1 protein-coding gene is annotated in these 1,055 nt (G+C 47.2%); it reads left to right on the forward strand.

Features of this window, described 5'->3' with window-relative positions:
* A partial coding sequence (gene tuf / locus AB4154_RS22195; protein ID WP_137001546.1) for an elongation factor Tu occupies nt 1-1,055 on the forward strand: 1,055 nt, incomplete at both ends.

The following is a 1,055-nucleotide window of genomic DNA, read 5'->3' on the forward strand; positions in this document are numbered from 1 at the left end:
GGTGTTGCTAAAGATTTCGCATCTATCGATAACGCTCCAGAAGAGCGTGAGCGCGGTATCACAATCGCAACTTCTCACGTTGAGTACGACACTCCAGCACGTCACTACGCACACGTAGACTGTCCAGGACACGCGGATTATGTTAAAAACATGATCACTGGTGCTGCACAAATGGACGGCGGTATCCTAGTTGTTGCTGCGACTGACGGCCCTATGCCTCAAACTCGTGAGCACATCCTACTTGGTCGTCAAGTTGGTATCCCTTACATCATCGTATTCATGAACAAATGTGACATGGTAGATGACGAAGAGCTACTTGAGCTAGTTGAGATGGAAGTTCGTGAACTTCTTTCTGAATACGACTTCCCAGGTGATGACCTACCAGTTATTCAAGGTTCTGCACTTGGCGCACTAAACGGCGAGAAGCAGTGGGAAGACAAGATCGTTGAGCTTGCAGAAGCACTAGATTCTTACATTCCTGAGCCAGAGCGTGCAGTTGACCAACCGTTCCTACTACCAATTGAAGATGTATTCTCAATTCAAGGTCGTGGTACTGTTGTAACTGGTCGTATCGAGCGCGGTATCCTACGTGTAGGTGACGAAGTAGAAATCGTTGGTATCAAAGAGACTACTCTTACTACTTGTACTGGTGTTGAAATGTTCCGTAAACTGCTTGACGAAGGTCGTGCAGGCGAGAACGTTGGTGCACTTCTACGTGGTACTAAGCGTGATGACGTTGAACGTGGTCAAGTACTTTCTGCGAAAGGTTCTATCAACCCACACACTAAGTTTGAGTCTGAAGTATACGTACTTTCTAAAGACGAAGGCGGCCGTCACACTCCTTTCTTCAAAGGTTACCGTCCACAGTTCTACTTCCGTACAACTGACGTAACAGGCGATATCACTCTACCAGAAGGCGTAGAAATGGTAATGCCAGGTGACAACGTTCAAATGACTGTTGAGCTAATCGCTCCAATCGCAATGGACGAAGGTCTACGTTTCGCAATCCGCGAAGGTGGCCGTACAGTTGGTGCTGGTGTTGTAGCTAAAATCTT

It is taken from the genome of Vibrio sp. 10N.286.51.B11 (assembly GCF_041469245.1).
In the GTDB taxonomy this organism is placed as follows: domain Bacteria; phylum Pseudomonadota; class Gammaproteobacteria; order Enterobacterales; family Vibrionaceae; genus Vibrio; species Vibrio crassostreae_C.